The organism is Mesorhizobium sp. B1-1-1, assembly GCF_006442955.1.
In the GTDB taxonomy this organism is placed as follows: Bacteria; Pseudomonadota; Alphaproteobacteria; order Rhizobiales; family Rhizobiaceae; genus Mesorhizobium.
The window spans coordinates 1-26,305 of record NZ_VFWW01000018.1; the positions used below are offsets into that span (position 1 = coordinate 1).

The window sequence follows — 26,305 nt, forward strand, 5'->3', positions numbered from 1 at the left end:
CAATCCAGCCAGCATCTTGAATCACAAACATCCGGTTTTGGGAATCCTACGATTCTCCCAAAATAGGAAATGCTCTATGGCCGTCCGGTGTGCGCATCATGGCAATCTCGACATGCTGATCGCCCAGTCCGGTGACACGTCCGGCCCATTCTCCTTCGATCGTGGCCCGTCCTTCGAGCTCGAGGCCGAGTTCGCGAAAGAAATCAACCGCCTCTCCGAGGTCTTCGACGACGATTCCTACGTTGTCCATTCGCTTGAGCGCCATGTTTCCAATCTCCAAGGTGTCGTTCGAATCTACAAGGCGTCGCCTGGTCCAACAATGTATGCTCGAGGTGCTCCGCCTGGAGCCAGGTTGATCACGCCACGAAGGCAGAGCCGCCATTTTGCGCGACGCTGCCGAGGTATTTTGCCGGGGGCTTGCCAAGCGCCTTCTTGAACATGGTGATGAAGGCGGTGACGGAATCATAGCCGAGATCGCCGGAGACCTGCTGCACGCTCGCACCGGAGGCCAGTTCTCGAATTGCGACGATCAGATGCAACTGCTGGCGCCAGCGTCCGAAGCTTAGGCCAGTCTCCTTCACGACGAGACGGGCGAGACTGCTCTCGCTGAGCGCAACCCGGCTGGCCCATTGCGACAATGTGCTGCGGTCGGCGGGATCCTGCGCCAACGCTTCGGCGATCCGCCTCAATCGCGGCTCGGATGAGATCGGCAGATGCAGCCGCTGGACAGGCATGCGCGGCAGCTCGGCAAGCAGCGTCATGATCAAAAGCGCATCCCTCGCCTCATCATCCCCCACGCCATCGGACAGTTCGATGATCAGTTCGCGCAGCAGCGGCGAGACCGAAAGGGTGCAGCACCGGTCCGGCAATTCGGCGGCTCCCGGCTCGATGTAGACGAAGAAGATCCGGGCGTTGGCGGTCGCGATATTGCTGTGCTCCATGTCGCCGGGAATCCACACCCCGCAATGCGGCGGCACCATCCACAGGCCGCTCGGGACGCGGCATGTGACGCCACCGCCGAGCGCGAAGACGAGTTGGCCTTTGCGATGCCGATGGGAGGGGACTTCGGCCCTGGTTTCGGTAACGTCGACGCGCACGGCGATTGCCGGTGCGAGGACGTCATCCACATTGAAATCGAGCCATGGGTAACGAAGAGGTTGTCTCATGATTGACGGCTTTTAGCGATTAAACGCCACGATAGCTAAATTCTTCAAGCTGGGAAGTCGATAGGTTCCAGCTTGCCCATGCACCCGGTTGATCAGGATGCCACCGCGCTTTGCATCCACAAACCAGCAGGAAGGTACGTCTCATGCTCGCCCTAGTCATGTCTTCCGACAGCCCCGCCGGACTGACGCTTGCCGAGGTCGAGGACCCACGGCCTCTCGCAAACGAGGCGCTTGTCTCGGTCCACACAACCTCGTTGAATCGCGGCGAATTGCGCCTGCTCACCATACGCCCGGACGGCTGGATACCCGGCCAGGACCTCGTCGGGATCGTCGAACGGCCAGCGGCCGACGGCTCCGGGCCAGCCGTGGGCGCCCGGGTCGCGGCTCTGGTCGACCAGGCGGGCTGGGCCGAACGCGTCGCGGTTTCGACTGACCGCCTCGCCGTCCTGCCGGATGACGTCAGCTTCGTTTCCGCGGCCACGCTTCCGGTCGCGGGCACCACCGCGCTCAGGACTTTGCGCCATGGCGGCGACCTTGCCGGCCAACGGGTCCTGATCACCGGCGCAAGTGGAGCGGTCGGCCGTTTCCAGATCCAGATCGCGCGCGAACAGGGCGCGAGCGTGACCGCGGTCGCGGCCTCCCGGCATGGCGAGGATCTCCGCCGCCTGGGTGCCGGGCAAGTCGTCGAGGCGATCGAACTGGCTGAGGGGCCGTTCTCGCTGATCACCGAATCGGTCGGCGGCCAAAGCCTTGCCCACGCGATCGAACGCGTCGCGCCCGGCGGGACGATCGTCATGTTCGGCTCAAGCAGTGGCGAACTCACGCCAATTGGGTTCCGCCAGTTCGTTCCGGGTCACGAGGGGGCGAGGCTTCAGACTTTCGCCTACTACACGTCTGGCGCGGGCATTGGCTCGGACATCGCCGCGCTGCTCGCTCTCGTTGCGGCCGGCCGGCTGGAAACCCGCGTCGCCCTGACCATGCCATGGACCGACATCGCCCAAGCCCTGGATGCGCTGCGACAGCGCAGCTTCAGCGGCAAGGCTGTTCTCACCATGACCGGATGAACGATCCCTAGCCTGAGGTCAGCCCATCACACGTGCTGGCCGCCATTGATGTGGATTTCCGAGCCGGTCACATAAGACGCCTGCCCGGAGCACAGGAAGAAGATGATGTCGGCGACCTCGGCCGTGGTACCCAGCCGCCTGAGCGGAATGGTCTCGACGATCTTGTCCGTGCCCGGCGACAGGATCGCCGTGTCGATTTCGCCCGGCGCAATGGCGTTGACGCGGATCCCGTGCGGCCCGAAATCATGCGCCATCTCGCGCGTCAGCGAGCCGAGCGCCGCCTTCGATGTCGCATAGGCGGTGCCGGCGAAGGGATGCACCCGGGTGCCGGCGATCGAGGTGACGTTGACGATCGACCCTTTCGCCGATGCCAGTTCCTTGAACAGCCCGCGCGCCAGCATGATCGGCGCGAAGAAATTGACCTGGAACACGTCGCGCCAGACATGCATCGGCGTGTCGATGGAGTTCATGCGGCTGTTGCCGTCCTTGAGCTTTGGCGAAATGCCGGCATTGTTGACCAGCGCGTGCAGCTGGCCGCCATGCGCCTCGAGCCGGTGGCGGATTTCGGAGACGGCGATGCCGACATCCTCCTGGTCGGCGAGATCGACCTTGATGTGGTCCTCGGGCCCGGCCGGCCACGGGCAATCCTCGGCAAATGCCTGGCGCGAGCAGGTGATGACGCGCCAGCCCTCGCGCGAGAAACGCTTGACCGTGGCATGGCCGATGCCACGGCTGGCGCCGGTCAGCACAATGGTCTTCCTGGTGTCGATCTCTGCCATGTCGGGAGGTGTAGCCGAACGGTGTGGCGCTGGCGAGAGGCGAGTTGCCGCTAGCCTCCGCCGAGAATGTCGAGGATCGAGGTCTGCCGCTTCTTGAGCGGACCGCCGACGCTGCCCGGCGGCACCGGATGTCCGACCGACGCGGTGGTTCCGGAATCGCCCGGCATATCGAAACCGTCGGCGTCGACGGTCTGGGCCGGGCGGGGCGCGCGAACCGGCGCTGGCTGCGCCGCGACGGCAGCGGGCGCCGACTGGCCGACAGGCGCTTGCGGCTTCGGAGCCGGCTGCGTCGCATCGGCCGATGGGATTTCGTCCGGCACGATCCTATCGGCCGGCGTCGACTTCCAGGTACCAGGCAGCGGCCGCACGGGCACGCCCTCATGCGCGGCGACCATGAACTCGTGCCAGGCCTGCGCCGGCAGCGCGCCGCCGGTGACCTTCTTCATCGGGCTGCCGTCGTCATTGCCGAACCATACGCCGGTGGTGAGATTGGCGGTGTAGCCCACGAACCAGGCGTCGCGCGAATTCTGGCTGGTGCCGGTCTTGCCGGCCGACGGCCAGGTGAAGGCCGCCTTCCTGGCCGTGCCGATCTCCACCGTCCCGGTCATCATCGAGTTCATCATGCCGACGATCTCGGGCTTCACCACGCGTGGCGCGCTGCCGCTGCCGGCGTCGTACAGCACCTTGCCCTCGGCTGATGTCACGCGGCGGATGAAATGAATATCCGGCTTGTAGCCGCCATTGGCGAAAGGCACATAGGCCGAGGTCAGCTCCAGCGGCGTCACTTCCGACGTGCCGAGCGCGATCGAGGTGTTGGCCTGCAAATCGGACTGGATGCCCATGCGATGCGCCGCCTCGACCACTGCGTCCGGCCCCACTTCCATGGTCAGCTGGGCCGCCACCGAGTTCAGCGACTTCGCCAAGGCGGTTGCCAGCGTCACCTTCCCGAAATACTTGCCGCCGTAATTGTCGGGTGTCCATTTGCCGATCTTGATCGGCGCATCGTTGCGCACGCTGTCGGGCGTGCGGCCGGCCTCGAGGGCGGCCATGTAGACGAACGGCTTGAACGCCGAACCGGGCTGCCGGCGCGCTTCCGAGGCGCGGTCGAACTGGCTGGTCGAATAATCGTAGCCGCCGACCATGGCACGCACCGCGCCCGAATCGTCGATCGACACCAGCGCGCCCTGGGTGACGTTGAGCTTCTTGCCGCTTTCGTCGATCAGCCGGCGGATCGATTGTTCCGCGAGCTTCTGCAGGTTCAGGTCGACGGTGGAATCGATGACGATGTCGCCGCGCACGTCGCCGATCAGATCGGGCAGCTCTTCCATGATGGTGTCGGCGACGTAGTTTTCCGAGCCTGTCCAGTAGGACGGCGCGCGCGTCGCCGGCGCGCTCATCGCCGTGGTCAGCTCCTTGGCGCTGATCTTGCCTTCGTCGCGCATAGCGGCGAGCACCAGCTGCGCGCGGTCCTCGGCGGCCTTGGGATCGCGCGCCGGCGACAGTCGCGACGGCGCCTTCAGGAGACCGGCAAGCAGCGCCGCCTCCGACAAGGTGACGTCGCGCGCGCTCTTGCCGAAATAACGGCGCGAGGCCGCTTCGACGCCATAGGCGCCCGAGCCGAAATAGACCCGGTTGAGGTACATTTCGAGGATCTGGTCCTTGGTGTGCTTGTGCTCCAGCCACAGCGCCAGCAGCACCTCCTGCACCTTGCGCTCCAGCGTGCGGTCCGGCGTCAGGAACAGGTTCTTGGCCAGTTGCTGCGTCAGCGTCGAACCGCCTTGCGAGAAATGCCCGCCGGCGAGGTTGGCGACCATGGCGCGCGACAGGCCGATCGGATCGACGCCGAAATGCGAATAGAAGCGGCGGTCCTCGATGGCGATGACCGCCTCGGGGATGTAGGGCGACATTTCGTGCAGGCCGACCGCCTCGCCGCCGCTCATGCCGCGATTGGCGAGCAGCTGGCCGTCGGCGGAGACGATCTTGATGTTGGGCGCGCGATCGGGGATCGACCAGGTCGTGGCCGCCGGCATCTTGGCGCCGTAGTAGACGACGACTCCGGCCACCGCGATGCCGCCCCAGATGGCCAGCACGAAGCACCAGTAGACCAGCCGGCCGAGCACGCCGAACAGGCCGCGCCGGCTTCGGTCGCGCCTGGCACGCGACGATTTTGCCTTCGGCGGTTTGCGTTTGGCGGAGGCTTTGCGGTTGCTGGGCACGACGCGATCCTCCTCGCTCACCGAAAGACCGGTCTGGGATCTCGCTTGTGGCGGTCCCTCGAAACTGGGTTCGATGCGGCTGTCTCTGCGGTTCGCCATGCGCTGCGCTTGATATCCCGATGCCTATGGCGTTCGGGTTGCAGAGTAGATGCGGCGGTTTAAAGGCGGGTTAAATCCGGCAGGCAGCGATAGTCAGGCGTGGGGAGCAATGCGGAGCCGGCAAGCCCGGGCTCCGTTCAGTTCTGCTGGATCGAGATGCCCTTGTCGTCGATCTTGAGCTCCACGCCTTTCGGCTTGGTCTGTTCGCGGTAGACGTAGACGCCGAGCGCGATGACCACGACGACGAGCGCGCCAATGACGAGATAAAGCGTATTCTGTTTCATGGCGCGCTCCTCGGTGCCCGGCCTCAGGCTCGCTTCAGGACCCTGACCAGGATCAGCAGGATGATGGCGCCGATCGTGGCGTGGATGATCGAGGCGAGGATGCCGCCGCCGATGGACAAGCCGATCCGCGGGAACAGCCAGCCCGCGATGAACGCGCCGATGATGCCGACGATGATGTTGCCGATCAGGCCGAAGCCGAAACCGGAGACGATGAGACCGGCGAGCCAGCCGGCGATGGCACCGATGATGATGAAGACGAGCAGGCTTTCGACGCCCATGGCGATTTCCCTCCGAGCAAGAGGCGAGCGCGGAGCGGAAAGCCCCGAATCGGCCTCGATATCAACGGCTTCAGGCTATGCGAAAGCCGCCGCCCTCGCCAGCGGCCTGCTCATTGGTCGCCGTCGTCGCTCCCGGCGGGCCGCCAGCTCGTCGGCTCGACCTTCTTCTGCGTATCGCTGTCGATGTAGACCCACCAGCCGCCGTCCCGGTATTGCGCGATGGATTCGTTGAGCACGCCGTCGCCGTCCTTCCAGGTCACGGTGACCTTGGAGCCGTCGGTGGGCGCGGTCGATATGGGCTTCCTATCCGCCATGTCATCCCTCTTTTCGAGCCGACGGAACACGACGGCCGGCATCTGGTCCCGGACGGAACATCGGCGGCAGCGCCGCGACGCCGTCAGCTATGAGCGAAAATATCCTCTTCGTCCCAGCCCATGAGGTCAAGCTTGGCGCGTGTCGGCAGGAAGCGGAAACAGGCGTCGGCCTCTTTCGTGCGATCCTCGCGCGCCAGCCGCGCCGCCAGCACGTCGCGCAGCCGGTGCAGATAGAGCACGTCGGATGCGGCGTATTCGAGTTGTTCGGGCGACAGCGTTTCGGCCGCCCAGTCCGACGATTGCTGCGCCTTGGACAGGCCGACGCCCAGAAGCTCGAAGCAGATGTCTTTGAGACCATGCCGGTCGGTGTAGGTGCGGGTCAGCCGCGAGGCGATCTTGGTGCAGAATACCGGCTCGGGCATCACACCGAACGCATGGTAGAGCACGGCAAGGTCGAAGCGCCCATAGTGGAACAGCTTGGTCACGCTGTGGTTTCCCAAGAGCTTGACGAGGTTCGGCGCTTCCTTTTGGCCCGGCGCGATCTGGATGACGTCGGCGCTGCCGTCGCCGGGTGAAATCTGCACCACGCACAACCGGTCGCGATGCGGGTTCAGGCCCAGCGTTTCCGTATCGATGGCAACCGCCCCGACATTGTAGCGGGACAGGTCGGGCAGATCGTTTTTGTGGAAACGGATATCGCTCATCGTCTTCTCCGGGGTCGCGCTTTCGGCATCGCGCATCCATCGAGCGGACGCGCGCGCTCCAGCACGTTGCGCTGGCAACCCGTCCTTGCCGTGATCGGCGGAAAAATCAACATAAACTTGATTTTCCCGCCTTTCGTGAGTTCCCGGCTCAGCGCGTGAGCGCGTCCAGAATGCGCGCCCAGGAGCGCTGGCCCTTGTGGAAGGAACTCAACTCGTACTTTTCATTGGGCGAGTGGATGCGGTCGTCGTCGAGGCCGAAACCGACCAGCAGCGACTCCATGCCGAGATAGGTCTGGAAGTCGCCGACCACGGGGATCGAGCCGCCGCCGCCGATCGTCACCGCCGGCTTCGGCCATTCGTCCGACAGCGCCGTCTTGGCCTTGGCCAGGAACGGCGAGTCGTAGGAAAGCTGGATCGCCGGCGAGCCACCATGCGGGTGGAACTCCACCGAACAGTCGGCCGGAATGCGCTCCCTGACGAATTGCTGGAAGGCGGCGCGGATCTTCTTGGGATCCTGCTTGTGGACGAGGCGGAAAGATACTTTCGCCGAGGCCTGCGCCGCAATCACTGTTTTGAAGCCCTTGCCGGTATAGCCGCCGGTGATGCCGTTGAACTCGGCCGTCGGCCGTGCCCAGGTGAGTTCCAGCAGCGAGCGGCCCTTTTCGCCCGACGGAATCGACAGGCCGACGGGGCCAAGGAACGTCTCGGCCGTTTCGCCCAGCGTTTCCCATGATTTCAGGATCTGCGACGGCGTTTCCTCGACGCCGTCATAGAAGCCCGGGATGGTGATATGGCCGTCCTTGTCGTGAATGTCGGCCAGCACCTTTGCCAGGATGCGGATCGGGTTGGCAGCGGCGCCGCCATAGAGACCCGAATGCAGGTCGCGGTCGGCGGCCTTCACGATGATCTCCTCGCCAACCAGCCCGCGCAGCCCCACGCAGATCGACGGCGTGTCGCGGTCCCACATGCTGGTATCGCAGACCAGCGCGAAATCAGCCTTGAGTTCATCGGCATTGGCTTCGAGGAAGGGCTTCAGCGACGGCGAGCCCGACTCCTCCTCGCCCTCGAACAGGATGGTGATGCGGCACGGCAGATTGCCATGCACCTGCTTCCAGGCCCGGCAAGCCTCGACGAAGGTCATCAACTGACCCTTGTCGTCGGCCGAGCCGCGCCCGGTGATCACCTTGTGGCCGGGCTCGATCTCCTTGACCGCCGGCGCGAACGGGTCGTTTTCCCAAAGCTCGATCGGATCGACCGGCTGTACGTCATAGTGGCCATAGAACAGCACATGCGGTGAACCGGCCGGCCCATCATGATGCGCAACCACCATCGGGTGGCCGGGCGTGTCGCGCACGCTGGCGTCGAAGCCGATCACCTTGAGTTCTTCCACCAGCCATTCAGCCGCCTTGCGGCAATCGGCGGCATAGGCCGGATCGGTGGAGATTGACCTGATCCGGAGCAGACCGAAGAGGCGCTCCAGGCTGTGGTCGAGATTCTTGTCGAGACGGTCGAGAACGGAGGAAATTGACATTGGCGAGCCTTTCGATTCAGTGCCGGAACCGTAAAGGCAGAGCGGGCAAACGAAAAGCCCGGGACCATTGGACCACGGGCTCAAGCGCGTATTCGAAACAAAAAAGACCGCCGTGGTGGAGGGGGAACCACGGCGGCCCTTCTACTCGAAACGATGCGGCAGCCCGGAGAGGGGGGATAGGCTGCCGCAGGTGTCCGGGATAGGCGGGGGACGGGCCTTGCTCCGGACGTCGGCGAAAATTGCCGATGCCATTTATCTGTGTCCTCGAACGTGGCGATTCAAGGGCACGAATATTACACTTTTGTAACATGGCCGTGAGCGGCCGTTGGACGGACGGAGCCAGGCAGTCCCGCGGGCGAAAATAATGCCGATTTCACCTCTTTCCAACCAACCTGTCGCCTGCCTGTCAGGGTGTTGCTGGAAGCGGTGCCTTTGGCATGGACCAAGCCGCCGCGCCGCGCTATCCCTGCCCGCATGAAAAAAGGCGATCATCTCTTTCTTGTCGACGGCTCCGGCTACATCTTCCGTGCCTATCACGCGCTGCCGCCGCTGACCCGCAAGTCCGACGGCCTGCCGGTCGGCGCCGTGTCCGGCTTCTGCAACATGTTGTGGAAGCTGATGCAGGATGCGCGCAACACCGATGTCGGCATCGTGCCGACGCATTTCGCGGTCATTTTCGACTATTCGTCGAAAACCTTCCGCAACGACCTCTATCCCGAATACAAGGCCAACCGTTCGGCGCCGCCGGAAGACCTGATCCCGCAATTCGGCCTCATCCGTCAGGCGACCAGGGCGTTCAACCTGCCCTGCCTTGAGATGGAAGGGTTCGAGGCCGACGACCTCATCGCCACCTATTGCCGTCTGGCCTGCGAGGCCGGCGGCGACACCACCATCATCTCCTCCGACAAGGACCTGATGCAGTTGGTCGGCCCGACGGTGAGCATGTACGATCCGATGAAGGATCGCCAGATCGGCATTCCCGAGGTCAGCGAGAAATGGGGCGTGCCGCCGGAGAAGATGATCGACCTGCAGGCATTGACCGGCGATTCCGTCGACAATGTTCCCGGCGTGCCGGGCATCGGACCGAAGACTGCGGCGCAATTGCTCGAACAGTTCGGTGACCTAGACGGACTGCTTGAGCGCGCCGGCGAGATCAAGCAGGAGAAACGACGCGAATCCATCATCGCCAATGCCGACAAGGCGCGCATCTCGCGCCAGCTGGTGACGTTGAAGAACGATGTGCCGGTGGCCGAGGGGCTGGACGAATTCGTCCTGCACGCGCCGGACGGGCCGAAGCTGATCGGCTTCCTCAAGACCATGGAATTCTCTTCGCTGACCCGCCGCGTGGCGGAAACCACGGGAACCGAGGCAAGCGACGTCCAGGCGATCGCTGTGACGGTCGAACGCGCCGACTCCGCGCATGGGCCGGATGTCGGCGCCGGCGCGCCGGTCGCGCCCAGCGCCGAGGCGAAGCAGGACGGCGAGACGGCCCTAGCCGCAGCCGGCGGCACGAAGGAGGGCAACACCCCTTCGCTTCTGTCGGCGCTTCGCCTGGAGGCCGCCACCGCCCGCAAGATCGACATTTCGGCCTATCAATGCATCCGCGATGTCGCCAGCCTGAAGGCCTGGGTCGCCGAGGCGCTGGAGACCGGCATCGTCGCCTTCGATGCCCGCGCGACGTCGCCCGATCCGATGCAGGCCGAACTGATCGGCTTGTCGCTGGCGACGGCGCCAGGTCGCGCCGCCTATGTGCCGTTCGCCCACAGGAGCGGAAATGGCGACCTGCTCGGCGGTGGTCCGATCGACAACCAGATCCCGCTGCGCGAGGCGCTGGCCGTGCTGAAACCGCTGCTCGAGGACAAGTCTGTCCTCAAGATCGCGCAGAACCTGAAATACGATCTCGTCATCATGAGCCGCTACGGTATCGACGTAGGCCCCTTCGACGATACCATGCTGATCTCCTACGTGCTCGATGCCGGCACCTCGCATGGCCACGGCATGGACGCGCTTGCCGAGAAATGGCTGGGCCATAGTCCGCTTCAGCTCAAGGACGTGACCGGCTCCGGGAAAAATTCCGTCGGCTTCGACCAGGTCGACGTCGACAAGGCGACCGCCCACGCGGCCGAGGACGCCGATGTGACGCTCAGGCTCTGGCTGGTGCTGAAGCCGCGGCTCGCCGCCAAGGGCCTGGTGTCGGTCTATGAACGGCTGGAACGGCCGCTGGTGCCGGTGCTGGCGCGCATGGAACAGCGCGGCATCTCGGTCGACCGGCAGATCCTGTCGCGGCTGTCGGGCGAACTGGCGCAGGGCGCAGCCCGGCTCGAGGAAGAAATCTACCAGCTCGTCGGCGAGCGCATCAACATCGGCTCGCCCAAGCAGCTCGGCGACATCCTGTTCGGCCGCATGGGTCTGCCCGGCGGCTCCAAGACCAAGACCGGCCAATGGTCGACCTCGGCGCAGCTTCTGGAAGACCTCGCCGCCGAAGGCCACGAACTGCCGCGCAAGATCGTCGACTGGCGCCAGCTGACCAAGCTGAAATCGACCTACACCGATGCGCTGCCCGGCTTCGTCAACCCGGACACCAAGCGCGTCCACACCTCTTACGCGCTCGCCGCGACGACGACGGGGCGGCTGTCATCCTCCGACCCGAACCTGCAGAATATCCCGGTGCGCACCGCCGAGGGGCGCAGGATCAGAACGGCCTTCATCGCCGACAAGGGCAACCGCCTGGTTTCGGCCGACTACAGCCAGATCGAATTGCGCGTGCTCGCCCATGTCGCCGAGATCCCGCAATTGCGGCAGGCCTTCGCCGACGGCGCCGACATCCACGCCATCACGGCCTCGGAAATGTTCAACGTGCCCGTGGAGGGCATGCCTTCGGAAGTGCGCCGCCGCGCCAAGGCGATCAATTTCGGCATCATCTACGGCATCTCGGCTTTCGGCCTTGCCAACCAGCTGTCGATCCCGCGCGAGGAGGCCAGCAACTACATCAAAAAATATTTCGAGCGCTTCCCCGGCATCCGCGACTATATCGAAGAGACCAAGGCCTATGCCCGCGAGCACGGTTTCGTCGAAACCATCTTCGGCCGCCGCATCCACTACCCCGAGATCCGGTCTTCCAATCCCTCGATCCGCGCCTTCAACGAGCGCGCCTCGATCAACGCGCGCCTGCAAGGCACCGCCGCCGACATCATCCGCCGCGCCATGGTGCGCATGGACGAGGCGCTGGAGAAGGCCAGGCTTTCGGCCCGCATGCTCTTGCAGGTGCATGACGAGCTGATCTTCGAGACGATCGAGGCGGAAGTGGAGGCGACGATCCCCGTCGTGCGCCATGTCATGGAGAACGCGGCCATGCCGGCGGTGTCGATGTCGGTGCCGCTGCATGTGGACGCTCGAGCGGCGAACAATTGGGACGAGGCGCACTAGCGCCAGGCCGGCATCACCTGAATATCGATACACCTTAGACTAGGCAGCTTGCGCCCGGCACTTGGCACATGTCCCGCGGAACTCGATCACCGCCTTCTTGGCGGCAAAGCCGGTGGAGCGCACCCATTCGTCCAGCCGGTGGCCGACATCATGGTCGGACATTTCGCTCACCTGGCCACATGTGTCGCAGATGGCGAAAGCGGTCATGGAATGGCTGTGATCGTGCGGTTCGACGCAGGCGACGAAGGAATTGAGGCTTTCCAGCCGATGCACGAAGCCGGACTTCACCAGCGTGTCGAGCGCGCGGTAGACCTGCAGCGGCGCGCGGAAACCCCGCTCGCGCAGCTGGTCAAGCAAGGTGTAGGCGCTGAGCGGCCCGCTGGCGGCCTCGAGTTTCTCGAGCACGCACAGCTGGTTCTTCGTCAGCACATCCCTTGCCGCCATGATCCTGTTTCCGACCTGCCTTGTGTCACATACAGGCCGTTTCCATATGCAAACGGCCCGTCCCATTCAGATAGCGACGAACCGCTGTCTTTGCTACTCCTCTGTTGAAACGCGCTGGCGCGGCATTCCGCAAACGATACCGGCGGGAGGGCTCCCACCGTTGTCGTTTGCCGGCTCCGATGCCTACTTCCTCGGCGGGCCATTGCGCTCGGCCGAGGCTGCCCACAGATTGATGTCGGACTCGCGCGCATAATTGTCGATCTCGGCAAGCTCGGCGTCGCTGAAGTCGGGCGCCTCCAGCGCGCCGACACAGTCCTCCACCTGCTCCGGCCGGCTGGCGCCGATCAGCGCCGATGTCACCTTGCCCTTGCGCAGCACCCACGCCAGCGCCATCTGCGCCAACGTCTGGCCGCGGCGGCCCGCGATCGCGTTCAATGCCTGTATGTTGGCGATGGTCTTGTCGTTGATGAAGGCCGGCCGCAGCGACTTGCCCTGGGAGGCACGGCTGCCCTCGGGGATGCCGCCGAGATATTTGTCGGTCAGCATGCCCTGTGCCAGCGGCGAGAACACGATGGAGCCGACGCCCAGCCCATCGAGCGTATCGAGCAGGCCATCGTCCTCGACCCAGCGGTTCAGCATCGAATAACTCGGCTGATGGATTACGCAAGGCGTGCCGAGCCGCTTCAGTATATCGGCCGCCTCGCGCGTGCGCTGCGAATTGTAGGATGAGATGCCGACATAGAGTGCCTTGCCCGCGCGCACCGCATGGTCGAGCGCGCCCATCGTTTCCTCCAGCGGCGTATCCGGATCGAAGCGGTGCGAATAGAAGATGTCGACATAGTCGAGCCCCATCCGCTTCAGGCTCTGGTCGAGGCTGGCCAGCAAATATTTGCGTCCGCCCCATTGACCGTAGGGCCCCGCCCACATCTCGTAGCCGGCCTTGGTCGAGATGATGAGTTCGTCGCGGTAGGCGGCGAAGTCGGTGCGCAGTATCTCACCGAACGCAATCTCGGCCGAGCCGGGCGGCGGCCCGTAATTGTTGGCGAGGTCGAAATGCGTGATGCCGAGGTCGAAGGCCTTGCGCACGATCGCCTGCTTGGTCCCGTGCGGCGTGTCGTTGCCGAAATTGTGCCACAGCCCCAGCGAGATCGCCGGCAGCTTCAGGCCGGACCGCCCGCAGCGGTTATAGACCATTTTTTCATAGCGGTTTTCGGCGGCGACATAGGGCATGGGGAAAATCCTCGAAGCTGGATGGATTGGGCACTGTCATCGGAACGCGACGCGCAGGCCCTGCGCCCCAACCCTTACCCTCTCCCCGCGAAAACGGGGAGAGGGTTCATCAAAATTATCGATAATCCGCGCTCTAGCTCTTCTTCGCCATCAGCGCCTTGGCTTCCTTGATGCCGAGCGCGGCTGGACGTTCGCAGGTGGTCTGCATGGCGACGAACTTGCCGGTTTCCCCCGAGCGCAGGATTCCCGTCATGACGTCGACGGCGTGCAGCGCCAGCTCCATCGAGCAGCGGTGCGGCCTGCCCTCGGAGATCGCAATCGCCATGTCGGCGAGACCGGCGGTGCGATAATTGGCCATCATGCCCTGTGAATGCATCTCATTGGGCACGCCGAACGGATGCTGCCATTTCGGCAGCTTCTTGACCGGCTTGGCCGCTTCAGTGAAGCGCACGTCGCCGCCGAAGAAGTTCGGATCCGGCACGAACACACTTCCCATCTCGCCATAGAGCTCCATCGGCGCATGGCCATGGCTCCAAACGTCCCAGCTGGTGTTGAGCGTGATCACGGCTCCATTCTCGAACTCCAGCAGGCCGTGGATGGTGGTCGGCGTGTTGACCGGGATCCTTTCGCCCGCGCGCGGCTTCGAACTGATCGTGCGTTCCTTGGCCGGGGTTGTGGCGAAGGCCGCCACCTGCTTCACCGGTCCGATCAGCTGGATCAGATTGGTGATGTAGTACGGCCCGATGTCGAGCACGGGGCCGGCGCCCGGCTGGAAGAAGAAGTCCGGATTGGGGTGCCAGTGCTCCATGCCGTGCCCCATGACATGGCAGGTGCCGCTGGTGATCCTGCCGAGCTTGCCGGTATCGATCAGGTTGCGCACCAACTGATGCGCGCCGCCGAAGAAGGTGTCGGGTGCCGAGCCGATGCGAAGTCCCTTCTTCTCCGCCCGCTTCTTCAAGTCGAGCCCCTCCTTGACCGAAAGCACGAAGGGCTTTTCCGAATAGACATGCTTGCCCGCGTCGAGCACCTGTTTCGACACTTCGTAGTGCACGGCCGGAATGGTCAGGTTGACGATGATGTCGATGTCGTCGGCCTTGAGCAGGTCCTCGACCGTCTCGGCGCGCAGCTTGAACTCCTTCGCCCGCGCTTTCGCGGCGTCCATGTTGATATCGGCGCAAGCCCGCATCTTGATGCCGCGAAACAGCGGCGCCAGCGAGAAATATGCCTTCGAGATGTTGCCGCAGCCGATGACGCCGACGCCAAGTTTGTTTGCCATGATGCTTGTTCCTAATAGGCCTTTACGGTTGCGATCGAACGGCGGGCGAAGCGCTCGATGTCATTGGGATTGTCCTGTTCCATGACGAAGTATTTGGCCGCGCTCTTGGCCCGCAGCGCCTCGATCAGGCCGGCCCAGTCGATCGTGCCGTGGCCGACATCCGACCAGCCGTCCTCGTCCAGCCCCTCGCCCGGCCTTGCCATGTCCTTGACGTGGACGGCAACGATGCGCTTGCCGTGCTGTTCGATCCAGGGCAGCGGATCGGCGCCGCCGCGCACCACCCAGGCGACATCCATCTCCCAGCCGATGTCGGGCGCGGAAGCCAGGATGTGAGCCTGTGGCAGCGAGCCGTCGGCGAGCTTCTTGAACTCGAAATCATGATTGTGCCAGGCAAAGCCGTAGCCGGCCTTCTTCGCCGTCTCGCCGACCTTGGCCAGGCGCTCGCCGAAGCCGCGCCAGCCGGCAGCGTCCGAAGGCCTGGACTCAGGCATGAGGTAGGGGCAGATCAAAAGCTTGATGCCGAGCGCTTCAGCTATCCTGCGCACGCCGTCGAAATCCTTCTCCAGTGCGTCGATCGAAAAATGCCCGGTCGGCATGGCAAGGCCGTTTTTATCGAGTTCGGCCCGGAAGGCCTTGGGATCGTCATAGACGCCGCCGAAGCCTTCGACCTCTGTGTAGCCGAGCTTGCCGAGCATCTCGAGCACGCTTTCCCAGGGCTGAAAATTGCGTGCGCTGTAAAGTTGGAATGACCAGTTCATCGTCTTTGTCCGTTCTGCTTGGGGGATGGTTATCGGGCTTTAGATGCGGCTGCCGGTTTGGGCATCGAAGAGCGAGGCGCGCATCGGGTCGAAGCCCACCGTCACCGCCTCATCGTTTTTGGGGGTCCGTTCCGAGGTGACCCGGACGCTGAAATTCTGCTTTGCAAGCTTCAGCCACACCAGCGTGTCGGACCCCATCGGTTCGACCACCTCGACATTGGCCGCCGTCGAGAATGGCCAGCCCGTGCCGCTGTTCAGGCTGACATGCTCGGGCCTGATGCCGAACACGGCAGGGCCGGCTTCCGGTTGCTTGTCGAAATGATAGGTGCCGAGTGGAACCTTGAGATTGTCGGCCACGAAAAACCAGTTGCCAGCGTCTTTCTCGAGCCTGCCGTCAATGAAGTTCATCGCCGGCGAACCGAGGAAGCCGGCGACGAAGCGGTTGACCGGTTTGTTATAGATGGTCTGCGGCGCGTCGAGTTGTTGGATGACGCCGCCGCGCATGACCGCGATACGGTCGGCCAGCGTCATCGCCTCGATCTGGTCATGCGTGACGTAGATCATGGTGTTCTGCAATTTGCGGTGCAAAAGCTTGATCTCGACGCGCAGTTCGGAGCGCAGCTTGGCGTCCAGGTTCGACAGTGGCTCGTCGAACAGGAACACGTCGACGTCGCGCACCAGCGCGCGCCCGATCGCCACGCGTTGGCGCTGGCCGCCGGAGAGCGCCGCAGGCTTGCGCTGCAACAGCGGCTCGATCTGCAGGATCTCGGCGGCGCGCGCTATGCGCCTCGCGATCTCGTCCTTGGGCACGCCCGCGACGCGCAGCCCGAAGGACAAGTTCTTCTCCACCGTCATCTGCGGATAGAGTGCGTAGGACTGGAACACCATGCCGATGCCGCGGTCCTTGGGCTCTTCCCAGGTGACGTTCTTGCCCTTGATGAAGATGCGGCCGTCCGAAATGTCGAGCAGTCCGGCGATGCAGTTGAGCAAGGTCGACTTGCCGCAACCCGAGGGTCCGAGCAGCACTATGAACTCGCCCTCGGCGACGTCGAGGTTGAGCGTCTGCAGCACCGAGACCAAGCCGAAGTTCAGCGACAGGTCCTGGATCGAAACGCTGGTGCCGTTTGCCGCCATCGACATCACCCTTTCACCGCGCCGGCGGCAATGCCGCGCACGAACAATTTGCCGGAAATGAAGTAGACGATCAGCGGCACCAGTCCGGTCAGGATGGTGGCGGCCATATTGACGTTGTATTCCTTCACCCCCTGCACCGAGTTGACGATGTTGTTGAGCTGAACCGTCATCGGATAGGTGTCGGGGCGCGTATAGACAACGCCGAACAGGAAGTCGTTCCAGATGCCGGTCACCTGCAGGATGACGGCGACGACGAAGATCGGCAGCGACATCGGCAACATGATGCGCAGGTAAATGCCCCAGAAGCCGGCGCCGTCGACGCGCGCAGCCCTGAACAGTTCCTCCGGCATGGAGGTGAAATAGTTGCGGAACAAGAGCGTCAGGATTGGCATGCCGAAAATGGAATGCACGATCACCAGGCCGCTCAGGCTGCCATAGAGGCCGATCTCGCGCAGGATGATGACGATCGGATAGATCATCACCTGATAGGGGATGAAGGCCCCGACGATCAGGATGACGAAGAACGTGTCGGCGCCCTTGAAGCGCCAGTTGGCGAGCGCGTAGCCGTTCACCGAGGCGATTGCGATCGACAGGATCACCGAGGGGACGGTGATGCGCACCGAGTTCCAGAAACCGCGAGAGAGACCGTCGCAGTTGAGGCCGGTGCAGGCCTGCGACCATGCCTTGACCCACGGCTCGAACGTGATCTCGACCGGCGGCGAGAAGATGTTGCCGAGACGAATTTCCGGCATGCCCTTGAGCGAGGTGACAACCATCACGTAGAGCGGCAGCAGGTAGTAGAGCGCCACCACGATGAGCGTGCCGTACAGGAAGATGTTGCGGCGCGACAACATGTGCCGGGGCTTCGGTCCGCTCGGTCCCGAGGCATCGGCGCGGATGGCGGCTTGGGATGCGGCCAGGGAGACGGCATGATCAGACACGCTTGCGGCCTCCGAATTCGAGATAGGCCCACGGCACGATGACGATCATCACCGACAGGAGCATCATGGTCGAGGCGGCAAAACCCTGGCCGAGGTTCTGGGCGAAGAACATGTAGTCGTAGACATATTTGGCTGGCACTTCAGAGGAAATGCCGGGACCGCCGCTGGTCTGCGCGACGACGAGGTCGTAGACCTTGACGATGCCCGACGCGATGATCACCAGCGTGGTTATGAAGACCGGCCGCATCATCGGGATGATGATGAAGAGATAGGTCTTCCAGGTGGGGATGCCGTCCACCCGCGCGGCCTTCCAGATGTCCTCGTCGATGCCGCGCAGGCCGGCCAGCATCAGGCACATGATCAGCCCGGTGCCTTGCCACAGCGCGGCGATCAATATGCCGTAGATGACGATGCTCGAATTGTAGAGCGGATCGAAATTGAAGCTTGTCCAGCCGAGGTCGCGAACCACTCCTTGAATGCCGAAATCGGGATTGAGCAGCCATTGCCAGACGAGGCCGGTGACGATGAAGGAAAGCGCGAAGGGATAGAGAAAGATGGTGCGGAACGTGTCCTCGAAACGGATCTTCTGGTCGAGCAGTGCCGCAAGCAGGAAGCCGATTACCAGCGAGAAGACGAGCGACAGCACGCCGTAGATCAAGAGATTCTCGATCGAGACGAGCCAGCGCGGCGTCGCCCACAGCCGGTAGTACTGGTCGAGCTCGACGAAATGCAGCCGCGGCAGAAGCTTCGAATTGGTGAAGGAATAAAGCACCGTCCAGGCCGTGCCGCCGACAAACACCACCAGCGCGGTGAGGATCATCGGGATCGAGGCGACCTTCGCATTGAGGTTGCGGAAGAGTTGGCTCGGGCGTTCGCTCTTGCTCATCGGTGCAGCCATGCTGGATCGGGTAAGGGCGACAAGGTCGGCACGCCTCGCTCCCGGCCCTGAGGTGGCCGGGAGCGAGGCGGCTTGTCGGCGGTCAATCGGCCGAGGCGATGATGTCGGCGAAGCGCTTTTGCGCTTCTTCGAGCGTCATGTCGGGCTTGGCGAAGAACTCCGAGAACAGGTCCTCCTTCTGCTTCTGGCTGTCCTGCGAGAGCAGTTGGTCCGTCCAGGGAATGACGGCCCCCTTGGCCAGGATGTCGAGCCCCTTCTTCATGCAATCGTTGGCAGCGTTGAGGTCGACGTCGCCGCGCACCGGCAGCGAGCCTTTCTTGAGATTGAAGGCGACCTGGGTCTTGGGATCGAGCAAGGTCTCGGCCAGCACTTCCTGCGCCTTGGACTTGTCGGCGTCCTTGAGCAGCGGGAAGTAGAAGGCGTCGCCGCCGGTGGCGATGACCTCGTTCAGGCCAAGCCCGGGAAGGCAGGTATAATCCTTGCCGGCTGTCTTGCCGGCGACCTGGAATTCGCCTTGCGCCCAGTCGCCCATGATCTGGCCGCCGGCCTTGCCGGTGATGACCATGTTGGTCGCCTGGTTCCAGTCCTGCACATTGGTGTTCTTGGCCATCTTGCGCGCATCGTCGGCGGCCTTGAAGACCTTGGCGACTTCAGGACCGGCGGCGAACGTCGCATCCTTGTCCTTGTAGACCTTGAGGAAGGTGTCGGTGCCGCCCACCGCGGCGAGCAGCACGTCGAATGCGCCCGACGCCTGCCAGGCCTGCCCGCCGACCGCGAGCGGGACGATGCCGGCCTTTTCCAGCGCCGGGGCGGCGGCGACATATTCGTTCCAGTTCTTCGGCACCGGCACGCCCGCCTTCTCGAAGGCCGCGTTCGACAGCCACAGCCACTGCCAGGAGTGAATATTGACCGGCACGCAATAGATCTTGCCGTCGATGGTGCAACCGTCGAGCAGGCTCTTCGGCCGCACGACCTCGGTCCACTTGCCCTTGATGGCGACATCGGTGAGGTCGCGCATCAGGCCTGCCTGCACCAGCTCTTCCGCCTGCCGGCCGTGATTGAACTGGGTGGCGCCCATCGGGTCGCCGCCGGTGATGCGGCTGATCATGATCGGCCGCGCCGTGCCGCCGGACCCGGCGATGGCGCCGTCGACCCAGTGGTTGCCGGTTGCGTCGAAGGCCTTGGCGAGTTCGGCGACCGCCGCGGCCTCGCCGCCGGATGTCCACCAATGGGTGACTTCCAGATCGGTTGCGGCCGCCGGCCCGGCAAAATTCAACGCCACCGTCGCCGCAAGCGCGGCGGTCAGGAATTTGTATCGCATTTCGGTTTCCTCCCAGAATCTGAAACGTTACAGATTTTCGATACGGCAATTGTAAGACATGCGCAACCCTTCCCTTGAAAGTCAGTTCGATATTTTTCGAGCCGCGAACAAAATCCTTTCGGGATGGAGCCCGTTGTGCAGCGCAATACGCAAAATCCCACATGGCAAGACAGAACGCTCGCAAGAAGCTTGCTCCCAATGCCTTTCCTGCTGATTCCCAACGCTTTTCGGCGGCGAGCCCATGCGGACTTTCGACCTCGGCCACAGCCTGGTCGAACACCGGTCGTGACAATCTGTAACGTTTCAGTATAGGCTTGTTCAGCTAAGGAGACGCGCCATGGGAGCGACGGCGGCATTGCCGGCCTGGCCGGCGGCTGCTAAGCGCCTGACGGGGCGGGACGAATGGACAGACGGCGCACGGACAGCGATGACGAGACGTCGGCCAGGGAGCGGCCGACGCTGAAGACGCTTGCCTTCATGACCGGGCTCGGCGTCACCACCGTGTCGCGGGCGCTGAAGGACGCGCCGGAGATCGGCGCCGAGACCAGGCGCCGCGTCCAGCTCGTGGCCAAGCAGATCGGTTACCGGCCGAACCGCGCCGGCGTGCGCCTGCGAACCGGCAAGACCAACGTCATCAGCCTCGTGCTCAACACCGAGCACGAGATCATGAGCTTTGTCTCAGACATCATCTACGGCGTCACCGAAGTCATCGCCGATACGCCCTACCATCTGATCGTCACGCCCTACTCGCGCTCGCAGGATCCGCTGGATCCGGTGCGTTATCTCGTCGAGACCGGCTCCGCCGATGGCGTCATCATTTCGCGCACGCAGCCCAACGATCCAAGGGCCCGCTACATGCTGGAGCGCGGCATACCTTTTGCAACGCACGGCCGCACCGATATGGGGCTCGTGCACCCCTATCATGATTTCGACAATTACGCCTTCGCGGCCGAGGCGGTGCGCCATCTGGCCGGCTTGGGCCGGCGTCGGCTGGCTCTGGTGACGCCGCCGGTCGGCCTGACCTATCATGGCCACACCGTGAACGGCTTTGCCGACGCGCTGAGCGAAGTCGGCGCCTCGGAGGTGCCGTTCAACACCGTTTCGATCGACCACTCGATCGAGCAGATCAGGATGAGGACCGCGCAGCTGATGCGCCGCGACATCAGGCCGGACGGCATCGTCAGCAGCGCCGCGGCCGCCACGCTTGCCATTGTTGCCGGCATCGAGGACGCCGGGTTGAAACTCGGCCGCGACATCGACGTGGTGTCGAAGCAGTCGTCGGAACTGCTGCATCTGTTCCGCCGGGAACTGCTGATCGTCAACGAGAACTTCCGGCTGGCCGGCTCCGAGCTCGCCCGCGCCGTGCTCGGCTGGATCGGCGGCGCGGCGCCCGGCTCGCTGCAGTCGCTCAGCGCGCCGGGCGAAGTTGTGGCCTATCGCGGCTGATTGAAGCCCCGCCGCCAGAGCAATTCCCGCGTAGCTTTCCTAAGGCATTGCCCAAAAAACAAAGAGATAGAGCGGTACGCCGTTCCGCGAAACGCTGAACCGCTAGCCGGCGGCGCCGCTCCCCCAGGGTCCATGGAAGGCGCCCTTGTCATCGATACGCTCGAAGCCATGCGCACCGAAGAAATCACGCTGTGCCTGGATCAGGTTCGAGGTCCCGCGGCCCTGGCGATAGCTGTCGAAATAGGCAAGGGCCGAAGACAGCGCCGGCACCGGCGAACCGGCTTCTGAAGCCCTGGCCACGACACGCCGCAGTGACGGATGCGCCTCCTGCATCATGGTGATGAAGGCCGGCGCCATCAGGAGATTGGTCGAAGCGCCGCCGCTGCCGAAAGCTTCGGCCATGGTGTCGAGCATCTGCGATCGGATGATGCAGCCGGCACGCCAGATCTTGGCGATGGTCGGCATCGGCAGGTTCCAGTTGAACGCCTTCGAAGCGCCGCTCATCACCGCGAAACCTTGCGCGTAGGCTGATATCTTGCCGGCGAACAGCGCCAGTTCCAAATCCTTGAGCAGGTCTGCCTTGTCGCCCGAAATCCTGGTGACGCCGATGTTGCCATAGGCTTTTTCCGCCGCAAGCCGCTCGTCCTTGATCGACGACAGGACGCGTGCCGCCACCGCCGCCTCGATGGCGGTCGCCGGAATGCCGAGTTGCTGTGCCTCGATGACCGACCATTTGCCGGTGCCCTTCTGGCCGGCGCGGTCGAGGATGATGTCGACCACCGGCTTGCCGGTCTTGGGATCATCTGACGCCAGCACCTTGGCGGTGATCTCGATCAGGTAGGAGTTGAGCCGGCCCTTGTTCCAGCCGGCGAATACGGCGCCGATCTCCTTCGGCCCCATGCCCAGGCCGTCGCGCAGGATGCCGTAGATCTCGCCGATCATCTGCATGTCGGCATATTCGATGCCGTTGTGAATGGTCTTGACGAAATGGCCGGCGCCGTCGGTGCCGAGCCAGGCCGCGCATGGCTCGTCCTTGAACTTGGCGGAGATTGCCGTCAGCACCTTCTCGACGCGCTTCCAGGACTCTTCGGTGCCGCCGACCATGATCGACGGCCCGTGGCGCGCACCCTCCTCGCCGCCGGACACGCCCATGCCGATGAAGGTGAGGCCGGAGCCCGCCAGCTCGGAAAAGCGCCGCATCGTGTCGCGGAAATTGGCGTTGCCGGCATCGATGACGATGTCATTATGGGACAGCACGCCGCGCAATGCGGCGATCTGTTCATCGACCGGCTTGCCGGCCAGCACCATGATGATGATCGGACGCGGCGGCCGGATCGCGGCGGCGAGTTCTTCCAGGCTGTAGCAGGGGACAACCATATCCCTGAGCGCGCCGGCATTCTCGACAAAGGCATCCGTACGCGCCTTGGTGCGATTGAAAACAGCGATGCGGTGCCCGTGCTCGGCGATGTTGAGCGCCAGGTTGGAGCCCATCGTGCCAAGGCCGATCAGGCCGATTTCGGCTTTTTCCATGTTTCTTCCCTGCTTTCGGATCTTGTTTGTTCGAGCCCGCGATTGCCGGGGTTTCGCCAAGATGCATCCTGCCAGGGATGATTGACGGGCCTTCAGGCTCGCGTCAACCGCCTCGCCGAATTGTGTTGGAGAGCCATCACGGCCTGATGTCTACCGGCGCCTCGATCTTCACCATCTCGAAGTCGGAGACCAGTATGTCGATGCGCGCCGTCCACCGGCCAGGGACCGGGATGACGAGATCGTCGACACGCCAGCTGCCGTCGCCGGGCTTTGTCGCGGCCCGCTTCAGCGGCTCGATGCTGGAGTCCGGCTTCGACAGCACAAGCGTCACCTCCTTGGCGTCGAGCGGCCCGAAATCGCCGGTCATGATGATCATCGAGGCGGCGACCGGCCCGGCATGGCCGGGCGTGATGCTGAGGTCGGCCATCGCCTTCAGCGCGTGGATATGAACCGACACCGGCTGCGCCGCGGCAATCGCCAGCGCCCGCGGCGGCGGTGTGAAGCGCCAGCCGGCGGCAACACCGAAGATGGCGAGTACGATCAGTATTTCAACGCCGATCGAACGGGTGAGCCTGCGCCGCACTTCCGTCGCCCCCGCTTCGGCCATTGCCGTCAATCTCCAGCGGTTGACGGCGGCGAGCGTGAACAGGAAGACCAGCAGCGCGAGCTTGACCAGCAGCAGCCGGCCATAGGCGGTGTTGACCAGGGCTGCGGGTGTTTGCACCTGGATGACGGCCAGCACCACGCCGGCGGCGGCAAGCAAGGCCACCACCGGCATGATAGCGGCGGAGAACCGGCGAAGGAACGTGACGGCTTCGGCATCCTGCCGTTTCAGCGCGAGTCCGAGCGGCGCCAGCGCGCCGGCCCAGAAGGCAATGCCCGCGCCATGCAGGAACACCATCGGCCGCGTCAGCCATTGCGGCTCGGCGGCACTTGCGTGGCCGCTGGCGGCGAGCGCGAGGCCCGTTCCGGCCAGGCCGGCGAGCGCGAGGGGCCTGGCGGCCGCGCGCGGTCCGGCCAGCGACAAAAGGCCGAGCCCCAGCGCGATCAACGCGATCAACACCGTCCAGCCGAAGCTGGTGCCGAGACCGGCGGTCCAGATGGCCGGCTGCGCCATATGCGAGAGCGGCGCGCCGAGCGCATCCAGCCCTTGAAAGCCAAGCGACATGGGTGCCGCGACCAGCCCGCACAGGATTGCGGCAGCAACGAAGCGCTGTCCGGCGCGGCCACCCCGCGCCAGCCAGGCGAGAGCGAAGGCGCCGCCGACGCCGAGGAACAGGCCGATATAGAGGCAGACCTTGCCGATCCAGATCGCCGAGCGCAATTGCCAGTCGACGGCTTCGGAAACAGCCGGCGGCTGGCTCGCCGCGCCGATGGAAAACAGCAGAGAGCCGCCGACCGGATGACCGTCGGCGGAAATCACTCGCCAGCTCAGCACATGCGTGCCCGATCCGAGTGCCTGCGGATCGTCGATCACGACGGTCTGGTCGCTGAGGCGGAAGGACGTCAGCGGAACGGGCGTGCCGTCGGGCTTCACCAGCGTCAGCACCAGTGGCGAGACCGGTTCGCTGAAAGTCAGCGCGAATTGCGCCGGGGCCTGCGACAGCACGGCGCCGTCGGCCGGATCGGTCTTGATCAGCGCGGCGTGCGCAAAGGCCTGATTTGTCGTGGCCACGGCAATCAGCATGGCCAAGGTCAGCAGCCCTATGGCAGCTCGGCCGATGAGCTTGCCGGTCGCGCGAACCGTCCTGGAAGGGAATATCACCGTCATGTCATTGCCATGAAATGCGGCGCGCTCCTGACAATGGAGCGCATCGCGAGAGCTTACTTTTTCGGCGTGAGCTCGATGCCGGGCGCGGGGTTCTCCAGGGCGTCTTCGTCCTGCCCGGCCGCCGGGATTTCGATCCAGCGGTCGGCGGCGCCACCGCACTCCTGCACCACCGGGAAATAGAGTTTCTGACCCGCCGGGAGGTCTGCCGTCAGCATCGCACGGAAGACGAACTCGTCGTAGAATTCGTCCGGCAGATTGCCGCCGCTCCAATCGACCTCCTTGACGCCGTCGGCCACCGCCTGGCCGGAGAGCTGGTAGGATTTCTCGTACTTGCCCTTCTTGGTCTGCAGCGTCCAGCCGGGCTTCGGCATCGGCTTCACCGCGATCACCCCTTCCGGGATCTGCACGCGCACGGCGGTCGTCGCCTTGCCGTCACAGCCATGCGGCACCCGCAGGATGGCCTTGTAGGTCGAACCGACCGCCGCTTCCTGTGTTTCGAGCGTGATATGCGCGAAGGCGGCACTGGTTCCCAGCGCCAGAAGCGCGCCGGCCGACAAAAGATACTTGTTCATGATGGTCCCTCTGAATTCAATAGTTGTGGATGGCGCGGTCAATTGGCGTGGTCGTCCATGCCGCCGCCCATGCCTTCGACAGCGAACTCGACGTTCACGGCGCCAGCCTTTTCGAAGGTCAGCGTGGCGGCGAATTCTTCGCCCTGCTTGGGTTGCCGCTTCAGGCCGATGAACATCAGGTGATAGCCGCCGGGCGCCAGCGCCACCTTGCCGCCGGCCGGGATTTCCAGGCCTCCCGTCACCGGCCGCATGGTCATGACGCCGTCCTTGACGCCCATTTCATGCAGCTCTGCTTTTTCGGAGACGTCGGAGGAAATCGACAGCAGCCGGTCGGGTGCATTGCCCTTGTTGGTGATGGTGAAATAGCCGCCGGCCACCTTGGCGCCTGTAGGTGTCGCGCGCGACCAGGGATGCTCGATTTCGAGATCGCCGGCCTTGAATTCATGCGCGCAGACGGCCTGGGCACCGAAGAACAAGAGGACAAACGCCAGCACGGCAAGGCCGACACGTTCATTGAAACGGCGCAGGAACTTGGTGCGGCCGCCCGAAGGAGGCGCCGCGATATGAAAAGCTTGGGACATGGTTTGCTCCATGAATAGGGGATCGCGCCGATGGCCGGTCGCGAAAGATCCGTTCTTTGGATGAAAGCACCGGCGGAAGGTTCCGCCGGGCGTAGAGCAGGCTCAGGCCGACAGCGGCGGCGCGCGCGGGTTCGACGGCGACCGCTGGCGCGCGAAATCGAGATGCGTGGCCGCCGGAAAGATGAAAACGACGGCTTCGAACGAAAGCGAGGCCAGCGCAAGCCCGGCATCGGGTGGCGGCGCAAAGGCCGCTGAAACCATGCTGCAGCCCAGCATGCAGCATGCCGGCAGATGCGACGGATGCGGGCCGCCATCGGGAAGCTGGGCAGTGCCCTCGTGGGTGCAGATGACGTTGCCGAAGGCGTCGATTTGCGAGGCGGCCGGTCCGGTGGCGAAGGCGAATGCGCTCAGCGTCGACTGAAGCAGCAGCAGGTAGGCCGCGACAAGCGCGACCGGAATGCTCCACCGTCTCCCCTTTTTGGTCAAATGACTTGCCTGTTCAAACCATCTGCATCTTCAAGCGATCACCGGAAGATGTCTAC

Annotated in this window: 24 protein-coding genes and 1 pseudogene; 3 read left to right on the forward strand and 22 right to left on the reverse strand. The window is 64.0% G+C overall.

The features are described 5' to 3' along the window. Positions 1-76: 76 nt before the first annotated feature. Together FJ986_RS28270 and FJ986_RS28275 are read right to left on the reverse strand one after the other, a co-directional pair. Positions 77-265, reverse strand: a pseudogene (locus FJ986_RS28270) (VOC family protein); the annotation flags it as partial. A 91-nt stretch (positions 266-356) separates the two neighbouring features. Then, entirely contained in the window at positions 357-1,166 is an 810-nt protein-coding gene (locus tag FJ986_RS28275) for a helix-turn-helix transcriptional regulator (protein WP_140522536.1), read from the reverse strand. Between the two features lie 143 nt (positions 1,167-1,309). On the opposite strand from FJ986_RS28275, the gene FJ986_RS28280 reads away from it, so the two are divergent. Next, the gene (locus FJ986_RS28280; RefSeq protein WP_140676594.1) at positions 1,310-2,230 is read left to right on the forward strand and encodes a zinc-binding dehydrogenase; all 921 of its coding nucleotides are present in this window, start codon (positions 1,310-1,312) and stop codon (positions 2,228-2,230) included. A 26-nt stretch (positions 2,231-2,256) separates the two neighbouring features. Here the strand turns inward: FJ986_RS28280 and FJ986_RS28285 are convergent, their stop codons facing one another. The 7 genes from FJ986_RS28285 to FJ986_RS28315 all read right to left on the reverse strand — a co-directional run bounded on the left by FJ986_RS28285 (position 2,257) and on the right by FJ986_RS28315 (position 8,435). Next, positions 2,257-3,009: an SDR family oxidoreductase gene (locus FJ986_RS28285; protein ID WP_140500256.1), complete on the reverse strand. Its 753-nt coding sequence runs from the start codon at positions 3,007-3,009 to the stop codon at positions 2,257-2,259. 50 nt (positions 3,010-3,059) lie between these two features. Then, positions 3,060-5,324 carry a transglycosylase domain-containing protein gene (locus FJ986_RS28290; RefSeq protein WP_140522540.1) on the reverse strand — a complete coding sequence of 755 codons (2,265 nt, stop codon included), beginning with the start codon at positions 5,322-5,324 and terminating at the stop codon, positions 3,060-3,062. Positions 5,325-5,461: 137 nt separating this feature from the next. Then, a complete protein-coding gene (locus FJ986_RS28295) occupies positions 5,462-5,608 on the reverse strand; it encodes a hypothetical protein (protein WP_140500260.1) in 147 nt (48 codons plus the stop codon). 23 nt (positions 5,609-5,631) lie between these two features. Then, entirely contained in the window at positions 5,632-5,886 is a 255-nt protein-coding gene (locus FJ986_RS28300) for a GlsB/YeaQ/YmgE family stress response membrane protein (protein ID WP_140500262.1), read from the reverse strand. A gap of 110 nt (positions 5,887-5,996) precedes the next feature. Next, positions 5,997-6,200: a hypothetical protein gene (locus tag FJ986_RS28305; RefSeq protein WP_140547282.1), complete on the reverse strand. Its 204-nt coding sequence runs from the start codon at positions 6,198-6,200 to the stop codon at positions 5,997-5,999. A gap of 83 nt (positions 6,201-6,283) precedes the next feature. After that, positions 6,284-6,904, reverse strand: coding sequence for a ribonuclease D (locus tag FJ986_RS28310; protein ID WP_140500266.1), 621 nt, complete (start codon positions 6,902-6,904; stop codon positions 6,284-6,286). Between the two features lie 148 nt (positions 6,905-7,052). After that, complete coding sequence (locus FJ986_RS28315; protein ID WP_140584599.1) at positions 7,053-8,435, reverse strand: M20/M25/M40 family metallo-hydrolase; 1,383 nt, start codon at positions 8,433-8,435, stop codon at positions 7,053-7,055. Between the two features lie 474 nt (positions 8,436-8,909). Here FJ986_RS28315 and polA point away from each other — a divergent pair, with 474 nt between their 5' ends. Further along, positions 8,910-11,861 (forward strand): DNA polymerase I, encoded by a 2,952-nt coding sequence (polA, locus tag FJ986_RS28320; protein WP_181171654.1) that lies wholly within the window; start codon positions 8,910-8,912, stop codon positions 11,859-11,861. Between the two features lie 39 nt (positions 11,862-11,900). On the opposite strand, the gene FJ986_RS28325 is transcribed toward polA, so the two are convergent. The 8 genes from FJ986_RS28325 to FJ986_RS28360 form a co-directional block, all read right to left on the reverse strand. Further along, a complete protein-coding gene (locus FJ986_RS28325; protein WP_140500273.1) occupies positions 11,901-12,305 on the reverse strand; it encodes a Fur family transcriptional regulator in 405 nt (134 codons plus the stop codon). A gap of 183 nt (positions 12,306-12,488) precedes the next feature. Continuing rightward, positions 12,489-13,535 (reverse strand): L-glyceraldehyde 3-phosphate reductase, encoded by a 1,047-nt coding sequence (mgrA, locus tag FJ986_RS28330; RefSeq protein WP_140500275.1) that lies wholly within the window; start codon positions 13,533-13,535, stop codon positions 12,489-12,491. A 133-nt stretch (positions 13,536-13,668) separates the two neighbouring features. After that, positions 13,669-14,811: a Gfo/Idh/MocA family oxidoreductase gene (locus FJ986_RS28335; protein WP_140500277.1), complete on the reverse strand. Its 1,143-nt coding sequence runs from the start codon at positions 14,809-14,811 to the stop codon at positions 13,669-13,671. An 11-nt stretch (positions 14,812-14,822) separates the two neighbouring features. After that, a complete protein-coding gene (locus FJ986_RS28340; RefSeq protein ID WP_140624426.1) occupies positions 14,823-15,569 on the reverse strand; it encodes a sugar phosphate isomerase/epimerase in 747 nt (248 codons plus the stop codon). 39 nt (positions 15,570-15,608) lie between these two features. Next, entirely contained in the window at positions 15,609-16,709 is a 1,101-nt protein-coding gene (ugpC, locus tag FJ986_RS28345) for a sn-glycerol-3-phosphate ABC transporter ATP-binding protein UgpC (protein WP_181168322.1), read from the reverse strand. Then, the gene (locus tag FJ986_RS28350; RefSeq protein ID WP_140624427.1) at positions 16,709-17,644 is read right to left on the reverse strand and encodes a carbohydrate ABC transporter permease; all 936 of its coding nucleotides are present in this window, start codon (positions 17,642-17,644) and stop codon (positions 16,709-16,711) included. The genes ugpC and FJ986_RS28350 overlap by 1 nt, the downstream gene beginning before the upstream one ends. Beyond that, positions 17,637-18,530: a sugar ABC transporter permease gene (locus FJ986_RS28355; RefSeq protein WP_140676597.1), complete on the reverse strand. Its 894-nt coding sequence runs from the start codon at positions 18,528-18,530 to the stop codon at positions 17,637-17,639. The genes FJ986_RS28350 and FJ986_RS28355 overlap by 8 nt, the downstream gene beginning before the upstream one ends. Before the next feature lie 94 nt (positions 18,531-18,624). Continuing rightward, positions 18,625-19,863, reverse strand: coding sequence for an ABC transporter substrate-binding protein (locus FJ986_RS28360; RefSeq protein WP_140522554.1), 1,239 nt, complete (start codon positions 19,861-19,863; stop codon positions 18,625-18,627). 402 nt (positions 19,864-20,265) lie between these two features. On the opposite strand from FJ986_RS28360, the gene FJ986_RS28365 reads away from it, so the two are divergent. Continuing rightward, entirely contained in the window at positions 20,266-21,309 is a 1,044-nt protein-coding gene (locus tag FJ986_RS28365; RefSeq protein WP_140500287.1) for a LacI family transcriptional regulator, read from the forward strand. 102 nt (positions 21,310-21,411) lie between these two features. On the opposite strand, the gene gndA is transcribed toward FJ986_RS28365, so the two are convergent. From gndA to FJ986_RS28390, 5 genes are all read right to left on the reverse strand, one after another. After that, complete coding sequence (gndA, locus tag FJ986_RS28370) at positions 21,412-22,860, reverse strand: NADP-dependent phosphogluconate dehydrogenase (RefSeq protein WP_281405850.1); 1,449 nt, start codon at positions 22,858-22,860, stop codon at positions 21,412-21,414. Between the two features lie 115 nt (positions 22,861-22,975). Continuing rightward, on the reverse strand, positions 22,976-24,610 hold the full coding sequence (locus FJ986_RS28375) for a copper resistance CopC/CopD family protein (protein ID WP_140676603.1): 1,635 nt from the start codon (positions 24,608-24,610) through the stop codon (positions 22,976-22,978). Between the two features lie 53 nt (positions 24,611-24,663). Beyond that, positions 24,664-25,182 (reverse strand): YcnI family protein, encoded by a 519-nt coding sequence (locus FJ986_RS28380; protein WP_140676606.1) that lies wholly within the window; start codon positions 25,180-25,182, stop codon positions 24,664-24,666. A gap of 38 nt (positions 25,183-25,220) precedes the next feature. Further along, positions 25,221-25,763: a copper chaperone PCu(A)C gene (locus FJ986_RS28385; RefSeq protein ID WP_140522558.1), complete on the reverse strand. Its 543-nt coding sequence runs from the start codon at positions 25,761-25,763 to the stop codon at positions 25,221-25,223. A 102-nt stretch (positions 25,764-25,865) separates the two neighbouring features. Then, the gene (locus FJ986_RS28390; RefSeq protein WP_140549462.1) at positions 25,866-26,222 is read right to left on the reverse strand and encodes a DUF2946 family protein; all 357 of its coding nucleotides are present in this window, start codon (positions 26,220-26,222) and stop codon (positions 25,866-25,868) included. Between the last annotated feature and the right edge of the window lie 83 nt (positions 26,223-26,305).

Bases quoted from the DNA above. Each gene is read 5' to 3' on its own strand.
- FJ986_RS28295 (WP_140500260.1), bottom strand. From the start codon at position 5,608: ATGAAACAGAATACGCTTTATCTCGTCATTGGCGCGCTCGTCGTCGTG.
- polA (WP_181171654.1), top strand. From the start codon at position 8,910: ATGAAAAAAGGCGATCATCTCTTTCTTGTCGACGGCTCCGGCTACATC.
- mgrA (WP_140500275.1), bottom strand. From the start codon at position 13,535: ATGCCCTATGTCGCCGCCGAAAACCGCTATGAAAAAATGGTCTATAAC.
- FJ986_RS28275 (WP_140522536.1), bottom strand. From the start codon at position 1,166: ATGAGACAACCTCTTCGTTACCCATGGCTCGATTTCAATGTGGATGAC.
- FJ986_RS28385 (WP_140522558.1), bottom strand. From the start codon at position 25,763: ATGTCCCAAGCTTTTCATATCGCGGCGCCTCCTTCGGGCGGCCGCACC.
- FJ986_RS28310 (WP_140500266.1), bottom strand. From the start codon at position 6,904: ATGAGCGATATCCGTTTCCACAAAAACGATCTGCCCGACCTGTCCCGC.
- FJ986_RS28315 (WP_140584599.1), bottom strand. From the start codon at position 8,435: ATGTCAATTTCCTCCGTTCTCGACCGTCTCGACAAGAATCTCGACCAC.
- FJ986_RS28360 (WP_140522554.1), bottom strand. From the start codon at position 19,863: ATGCGATACAAATTCCTGACCGCCGCGCTTGCGGCGACGGTGGCGTTG.
- FJ986_RS28355 (WP_140676597.1), bottom strand. From the start codon at position 18,530: ATGAGCAAGAGCGAACGCCCGAGCCAACTCTTCCGCAACCTCAATGCG.
- FJ986_RS28290 (WP_140522540.1), bottom strand. From the start codon at position 5,324: ATGGCGAACCGCAGAGACAGCCGCATCGAACCCAGTTTCGAGGGACCG.
- FJ986_RS28335 (WP_140500277.1), bottom strand. From the start codon at position 14,811: ATGGCAAACAAACTTGGCGTCGGCGTCATCGGCTGCGGCAACATCTCG.
- ugpC (WP_181168322.1), bottom strand. From the start codon at position 16,709: ATGTCGATGGCGGCAAACGGCACCAGCGTTTCGATCCAGGACCTGTCG.
- FJ986_RS28375 (WP_140676603.1), bottom strand. From the start codon at position 24,610: ATGACGGTGATATTCCCTTCCAGGACGGTTCGCGCGACCGGCAAGCTC.
- FJ986_RS28340 (WP_140624426.1), bottom strand. From the start codon at position 15,569: ATGAACTGGTCATTCCAACTTTACAGCGCACGCAATTTTCAGCCCTGG.
- FJ986_RS28325 (WP_140500273.1), bottom strand. From the start codon at position 12,305: ATGGCGGCAAGGGATGTGCTGACGAAGAACCAGCTGTGCGTGCTCGAG.
- FJ986_RS28305 (WP_140547282.1), bottom strand. From the start codon at position 6,200: ATGGCGGATAGGAAGCCCATATCGACCGCGCCCACCGACGGCTCCAAG.
- FJ986_RS28280 (WP_140676594.1), top strand. From the start codon at position 1,310: ATGCTCGCCCTAGTCATGTCTTCCGACAGCCCCGCCGGACTGACGCTT.
- FJ986_RS28285 (WP_140500256.1), bottom strand. From the start codon at position 3,009: ATGGCAGAGATCGACACCAGGAAGACCATTGTGCTGACCGGCGCCAGC.
- FJ986_RS28300 (WP_140500262.1), bottom strand. From the start codon at position 5,886: ATGGGCGTCGAAAGCCTGCTCGTCTTCATCATCATCGGTGCCATCGCC.
- FJ986_RS28365 (WP_140500287.1), top strand. From the start codon at position 20,266: ATGGACAGACGGCGCACGGACAGCGATGACGAGACGTCGGCCAGGGAG.
- FJ986_RS28380 (WP_140676606.1), bottom strand. From the start codon at position 25,182: ATGAACAAGTATCTTTTGTCGGCCGGCGCGCTTCTGGCGCTGGGAACC.